This is a genomic window from Pseudomonas sp. Wu6, assembly GCF_019891515.1.
Taxonomy (GTDB): Bacteria; Pseudomonadota; Gammaproteobacteria; order Pseudomonadales; family Pseudomonadaceae; genus Aquipseudomonas; species Aquipseudomonas orientalis_A.
The window spans coordinates 24,485-31,363 of record NZ_JAFLXH010000049.1 but is presented as its reverse complement, the minus strand read 5'-3'; the positions used below and the strand labels follow the sequence as shown (position 1 = coordinate 31,363).

General features: G+C 61.3%; 5 protein-coding genes. 2 read left to right on the top strand and 3 right to left on the bottom strand.

The annotated features are described in order from the left end of the window. The first annotated feature begins 72 nt into the window (after nt 1-72). Nucleotides 73-690 (top strand): TPM domain-containing protein, encoded by a 618-nt coding sequence (locus J1G34_RS24535; protein WP_222994766.1) that lies wholly within the window; start codon nt 73-75, stop codon nt 688-690. A gap of 161 nt (nt 691-851) precedes the next feature. Beyond that, nucleotides 852-2,069 (top strand): class I SAM-dependent methyltransferase, encoded by a 1,218-nt coding sequence (locus J1G34_RS24530; RefSeq protein WP_222994765.1) that lies wholly within the window; start codon nt 852-854, stop codon nt 2,067-2,069. 121 nt (nt 2,070-2,190) lie between these two features. On the opposite strand, the gene J1G34_RS24525 is transcribed toward J1G34_RS24530, so the two are convergent. The 3 genes from J1G34_RS24525 to J1G34_RS24515 all read right to left on the bottom strand — a co-directional run bounded on the left by J1G34_RS24525 (nt 2,191) and on the right by J1G34_RS24515 (nt 6,369). Further along, nucleotides 2,191-4,749, bottom strand: a complete 2,559-nt coding sequence (locus J1G34_RS24525; protein WP_222994764.1) for a TonB-dependent receptor — start codon at nt 4,747-4,749, stop codon at nt 2,191-2,193. A 118-nt stretch (nt 4,750-4,867) separates the two neighbouring features. After that, nucleotides 4,868-5,833, bottom strand: a complete 966-nt coding sequence (locus J1G34_RS24520) for a FecR family protein (protein WP_222994763.1) — start codon at nt 5,831-5,833, stop codon at nt 4,868-4,870. Beyond that, nucleotides 5,830-6,369, bottom strand: coding sequence for an RNA polymerase sigma factor (locus J1G34_RS24515; RefSeq protein ID WP_065893445.1), 540 nt, complete (start codon nt 6,367-6,369; stop codon nt 5,830-5,832). Before J1G34_RS24515 ends, J1G34_RS24520 begins: the two co-directional genes overlap by 4 nt. Nucleotides 6,370-6,879: the final 510 nt, after the last annotated feature.

Below are 6,879 nucleotides of genomic sequence, written 5' to 3'. Positions count from 1 at the left end.
GTGGTGGTTTCGGCGGTGGCGGGGCGTCGGGCGGCTGGTAATGACAATAACGAAAATAGAGCATCTACAACCATGGCATTACTGACTGAACATGAGCAGCGCCAAGTGGCCGAGGCGATCGCCCGGGTCGAGCAACAGACCGACGCCGAACTGGTCACCGTGCTGGCGGCGCGGGCCGACGACTACGCCTACATCCCGTTGCTGTGGGCCAGCCTGATTGCATTGGTGGTGCCTGGCGTGGTGCATTACTTGTCGGGCTACCTGACCATGTACACCTTGTTGCTGGCGCAGTGGGCGACCTTCATTGTGCTGTGCCTGGTGTTTCGCTTGCCCAAGGTCACCACCCGTTTGATCCCGCGCTCGGTGCGCCATTGGCGCGCCTCGAACCTGGCGCGCCGTCAGTTCCTCGAGCAGAACCTGCATCACACGCTGGGCAGCACCGGGGTGCTGATTTTTGTCAGCGAGGCGGAGCGCTATGTGGAAATCCTGGTGGATGACGGCATCTCCAAGCAGTTGGACGACAGCAACTGGGATGGCATCGTCAAGGCGTTTACCCAGCAGGTGAAGCAGGGGCAAACGCTGGCCGGGTTCATTGCGTGCATCGAGGCGTGTGGTGAATTGCTCAAGGTGCATGTGCCGGTGACGCAGACCCGCAATGAGCTGCCCAATCGCCTGGTCGTACTCAAATAACCCAGTCAACACAGCTCTCTAAATGTGGGAGGGGGCAAGCCCCCTTCCACATTTGGATCTACCTTGGCTGTTGGAACTGACCACTGGTCAAATAACTCCGTGCCGTTGCGGGTTATCCCCCCTAAAATGCCCGGCATTCTTTGCCCGAGGCGTTTTTGTTCATGTCCGTCACCGCTCAACCCGCCAGCCCTGCACCGGATCATCATGCCCAGTTCATCGAACTGCTGAACGCAAGCCTGGCGCAAAACGCCTTTATCAAGCTGGTGCTGGCCAAGTACGTCGGTGATGAAGCCGAACTGCAGCGGCTGATCATCAAAGCGGTCACCGTCAAGGAACAGCCCTGCCTGTCCTTCGTCTACCGCTACAAGACCCGCGACATCACCAAGAACCTGGCGCTGGCCGACGGTGTGGCGGCGATTGCCGAGCTGCTGCCGGCCTCGTTCAAGAACGCGCACCTGTTGTCGCTGACTGACGAAGCCCAGCTGGAATACAGCAAGAAGAACAAAAGCTCGCTGTTCAAAAGCAAGCCGCAGCAATTGCGTGAGGCGCCATCGGCCGAGCATAACCGCGAGAAAAATCGCTTCCTCGACCTGGGCCGGCCGTTCCTCGCCGACCTGGGCGTGACCGACGCCAGGCAGGCGCTGATCCCGTCGATGTCGCGCAAGTGGAAGCAGATCAACAAGTTCATCGAAGTGTTCAGTCACGCGCTGACGTCATCGCCGTTGCAACTCGACCAACCCGTACGCGTTGCCGATTTTGGCTCGGGCAAGGGCTACCTCACGTTTGCGATCCACGACTACCTGCGCAACACGCTCAAGGCCGAAGGCGAGGTGACCGGTGTCGAGTTGCGCCAGGACATGGTCACCCTGTGCAACGAAGCGGCCGCGCGCCTGGAGCACCCGGGGCTGGTGTTCAAGTGCGGCGATGTGCGCAGCGTCGCGCCGAGCCGGCTGGACGTGATGATCGCCCTGCATGCCTGCGATATCGCCACCGATTATGCGATTCACACCGGTATCCGTTCCGGCGCGTCGATCATCATGTGTTCGCCGTGCTGCCACAAACAGATCCGCCTGCAGATCCAGAGCCCGGCGCTGCTCAAGCCGATGCTGCAATACGGCCTGCACCTTGGCCAACAGGCGGAAATGGTCACCGACAGCCTGCGCGCCTTGTTTCTCGAAGCCTGTGGCTATGAGACCAAAGTGTTCGAATTCATCTCGTTGGAGCACACCAACAAAAACAAGATGATCCTGGCGATCAAGCGTGCCGAGCCTTTGGACAACGCGCAGCTATTGGTGAAAATCCAAGAACTCAAAGCGTTCTACCACATCACCGAACATTGCCTGGAAACCCTGCTGCGCGCCGATGGTCTCTTGGCCTGAACACAGGCCCCATGTGGGAGGGGGCTTGCCCCCGATTGCAGTGTGTCAGCCAACAGGTTCATTGGCTGATCCACCGCCATCGGGGGCAAGCCCCCTCCCACATTTAGACTCGGTGTAGCAATCAGAAGAATCGCGTCACGCTGATCTTCGCATCGCGCCCCTTGGTATAGGCGCGGTCGCCGCTCAACGCCGGGCGGAAGTTTTCGTTGAATAGGTTGTCCACGGTGAAGTTCACCTCGGTGCCCTTGAGGTATGCCTGTTGCGGTGTCCATTTGGCGAACAGGCCCTGGGTGTTGTAGCGCTTGTTGCCATACTGGTCGTAGAACAGATCGCCCACCCCTGAACCCGGGCCGCCGGAATAGTTGTCGCTGGGCAGGCGGTCGGTGGCGCCGATGAACTGGCCCATCCAGCCTACCTGGGCATCCCAGGCCGGAATGTGGGTACCCAGCACCAGCACCCATTTGGTCGGCGGGATATCCCGCGCTGCCACGTCCGGGCCCCAGGGGTTGGTATAGGCGCCTTCGTGCTGGCCTTTGGCATAGGCGAAGGACACCGAGCCGAACACGTAGGTGGAGTTATAGATCGACTCCACTTCAATGCCCTTGATCGTCAGGCCGCCGATATTGCGGTAGTTGGACATCGCCCCCGCTGGGCAGGCGGAGCCAATCGTGCCGCCGTTGACGGCCTGGTTCCGGCACCCCACGCCGGTGGCCTTGAAGATTTCGTCTTCGACCTTGTTGTGGAACAAGGTGGTGCGCAATTGCAGGTTGTCATCCTGGGCGACGAGATTGTCGAAGTGAGTGATGTTGCCCAAGGTAATCGAGGTGATGCGCTCCGGGTCCAGGTCCACGCTGGTGGCGGTGCGGCTGCCCAGGCCCTGCACTTCGTATTGCTCGTCGATCACCGGCGCACGCCAGGTCTGGCTCCAGTTGGCGAACAGGCCCACGTTTGGCGTGACGGTCCAGAACAGCGCCAGGCGCGGCGACCAGCCGGTGTAGGTGCGGTCGCTGTAGTCGTGGCCGATCGCAGGGTCAGGGTTGTTGTAGTACGGCGCATCATTGCCTTCGCCCCGGTTGCGCACATGGTCGTAGCGCAGCGACGGGGTGATGGTCAGGTCGCCCAGGGTCACTGCGTCCTGGATGAAGAAGCTGTTGGTGTCGACCTTGCCGTGGGGCATGAAGCCCGGCTGGAAATGGCCGTAGTTATAGCGCGGCGTATTGTAAGTGCTGCCGGGCATCCACATTTCGGTGTCGCGCACGTGCTTGCGCACCTGCCCGCCGACTGTCAGCGCATGCTGCAGGGGGCCGGTGTCGAACAGGCTGACGTTGCGGATATCCAGATGCTTGTCGGTGTAGGCGGTGTCCATCTTGCGCCCGCCGGTGGCCAGCTGGAAAAACGCGGTGGCGTCACGCTCGTCGCTCTGTTCGGTGTTGGACTGGGAGTACTTGACGGTCATGTCCACCAGCGGGTTGTCCAGCGGCTGGTAGTGGTACTTGCCCGACCAGGTGGTGTCGACGGTATCGCGGTGCGCCAGAAAGCGCTTGAGGGCACCTTCGTAACCGTAGCGGTCGATGTTGAGCTGGGTCGGTGGTGTCGGGTAGCTGGCGGCGGAGAAGGGTGTCCAGCGGTTGCTGTGGGAGCGCGAGTAGGACAGGCCGACACTGTGTTCCTCGGTGAAGTACGCGTTGACCTTGAACAGCTTGCCGTCCACATCCTGGGCGCTGTTGGGCAAGCGCTGAGGATTGATCGGGTACTGGTTGTTCTCGTTGGGCAGCTTGGCGGCAACCTTCATGTCGCCGCCGTCGCGTTGGGTCAGATAGGCCAGCGCATCGAAACGGCCGTCGTCGGTGCGGCCGTACACGGCACTGCTGTAGACCTGTTCATGGTCGTTGCTCGAGTAGCCGTATTTGAGCATTGCGCCGCTGTTGCGGCCGTCCTTGAGCAGGTCCGGGGCATCCTTGGTGGTCATGTTGACCGTGCCGCCAAAGCCGCCGTTGCCGGTGAACGGTGAGTTCGGGCCTTTCTCTACCTCAATGCTCTTGATCAGCTCGGGCTCGATAAAGACGGTGCCCTGCTGGTAGCGCTCAAAACCACTCTTGGTCGCGCCATCCACGGTCATCGGCACGTCTTCGGCATCGCCGAAGCCACGGATGTTGATGGTTTGGCCGCCGGGCTTGAGCGAGCCGCCCTGGCTCACGCCGGGCAGGGTCTGCAACAGGCTGGGGATGTTATTGGACTGGTAGCGGTCAATGTCGGCCTGGGTCAGGGTGGAGCGGTTGACGGTACTGGAGTCCACTTCGTTGCCGGTGCCGATCACGCTCGAGGTATCGAGCTGGATTGCGCGGCCTTGCGTGGTCCTGGCCGCATCGGCGCGCACCACATAGGTCGTGCCGATCTTGATCAGGGTGAAGTCGGCGCCTTTGAGCAGGCTGCGAATCGCCTCTTCTGCGCTGTACTCCCCCTTGAGGGCCGGCGCCTGCATGTGCTTGAGCAACGCCTCATCGAACAGCAGCTGGATCTTCGCCTGCCGGGCCACCTGGCTCAGGGAGGTCGCCAACGGCTGGGCCGGGAGTTGCAGCGTGAATGACTCGGCCTGGGCGCTGACGCTGAACGCCAGGCAGGTGGCAAGCAGGGTCGGCCGTAGAAACAGGTGCGAAGCAGGGCAAGGCGCGCGAAACATGAGATCCCCCGGTGCGGCTAAATAGCCAAAAAGGTGTGCGTATCAAACACAGACGGGAGGAAGACGGGGCACGCAAAAAAATCCACACATGCGAATGCAAAATATTCTCATGTGTGGCTTATTTGCTTGATTCGATTCGCACAATACCGTCGGCGGACGTCACGGTTTTCACCGGTAACAGGGCGGGCAGGGCGTTGAGCAGTGCGTCCGGATCATTCACATCCAGGTTGCCCGACACCTTGAGTTGCGCCACGGCCTTGCTGACCTGTAGAGGCGCCTGGGGACGGTACAGGCTCAATTCGTCGATCAGGCTGGCCAGCTCGCGATTACGAAACGCCAAGTGCCCGCTGCGCCAATCGGCGACGTCTACGGCGTTGAGGGTTTGCTGCTGCAGCGTGCCATTGGCGTACTGGTAAGTGGCGCGTTGCCTGGCCTGGAGCAACGCGGCGGGGTGTGTTCGATCCGGCTCGAAGGCCACTTGGCCATGGGCCACGCTGACCACCAGTTGCTGTTCACTGCGGCGCACATCGAAACCGGTGCCCACCACCCGCACATTCGCCTCGCCGGCTTGTACGTACAGCGGGCGTTCCTGATCGGCGGCCACTTCGATGTACAGCTGGCCTTTGTCCAGGTGAAGGATGCGCTGGTGCGCGGTGAAATCCACGCGAATGCGGGTGTTGGCGTTCACATACAAGGTGCTGCCATCGGGCAGGTGCAGGGTGCGCATGCCCTTGGCATGACCGGCAACCTGGGCGTGATACAGCTCGCGTGGCGCACCGAGATGAGGGGCAAGAACGGCGCAGAGCAAGGCGGCCGCGATTGCCAGCGCGGGGCGCCATACCGGTTTGCGCCGGGGCAGCGCCAAGGGTTTGTTCAATGGCTGCAACTGGGCGAGGTCCGTCCACAATTGCTCGAATTCGGCATAGGCGCGCGCATGGGCCGGGTTGGCCCGCCAGGCGGCGAAGGCCTTGCGGTCGACACGGTCCGCGTGGCTGCGGTTGCGTGCAAACCAGCTGGCGGCTTGGGCATCAATGGCGTCGCTCGCGTCGATGTCCAGCGCGTCGAGGTCGCTCAGGCGGCTCATTGGGGCTGCTCCGTGCCGGGGTCAGGTTGAAGACGTCGCTTGCAATGCAGCAGGGCAAAAGCAATGTGCTTTTCCACCATGCTCGTCGAAATGCCCATGCGCGCGGCGATCTGTGCCTGGCTCAAGCCTTCGAAGCGATGCAGCATAAGGGCTTCGCGCCGACGGGGCGAGAGTTCGGCGAGGACTTCTTTCAAGTGTTCCAGGCGCTGGATGCGCAGCGCGGCGGCCATGGGCTCGTTTTGCTCGTCGGTGACGGCTTCGGTGGGGGCGTCGGCTGAATCGGCGTGGACACTGCGGCGTACCTGTTGTTTACGCCAGTGATCGCGCAGCAGGTTGCGCGCCATCTGAAACAGAAACGCCCGTGGCTGCTCGACCTTGGCCCGGTCGCGGTAGTCCAGCCATTGGGTAAACACATCCTGGGTCATATCCGCCGCGTCACTGGCGTTGTCCGTGCGTTTGCGCAGGAAATGCAGGATATCTGCATAGAACCCGCGACAGGCATCGGCCGACAATGGGTCGGGCTTGGGACGAGACATGGATATCCTTCTTGACGCAGCACGGCTTGGAAAGGTCGCGAATGATATCGAGAATTATTGTCATTTGTCTCTATCTAAGAGCTGTACTCAATTCAATGTGGGAGGGGGCTTGCCCCCGATGACGGTGTGTCAGTCACCGAATGTGTTGACTGATGCGCCGCTATCGGGGCATAGGCATCTACACAACTCTGTAGCGCCCAACCGTAACCACGATGCGAAGCGAGTCGCTCTTGATCTTGATCTGCTTTTGATCTCAGGCGCCCCGTTAAACCACGCTGGCCGAACGCAGGCTTGAATCCGTGGGTAACCCGGCAGGACGCCGGGTTAGCCGCACTGGGCCAGGGATGGCCCATTGCGGCGGCCCACGGATTCAAGCCGGAGAGAGGGCACACCGAGCATGAGCGAGGTGCCGAGTGGTGGGGCAAGAGCGTTTTGCTTACTTTTGCGCTTTTCAAAAGTGAGCCGCCGTCAGGGCGGAACCCTAAGTGGCCGTTACCGCAGAAACGGATA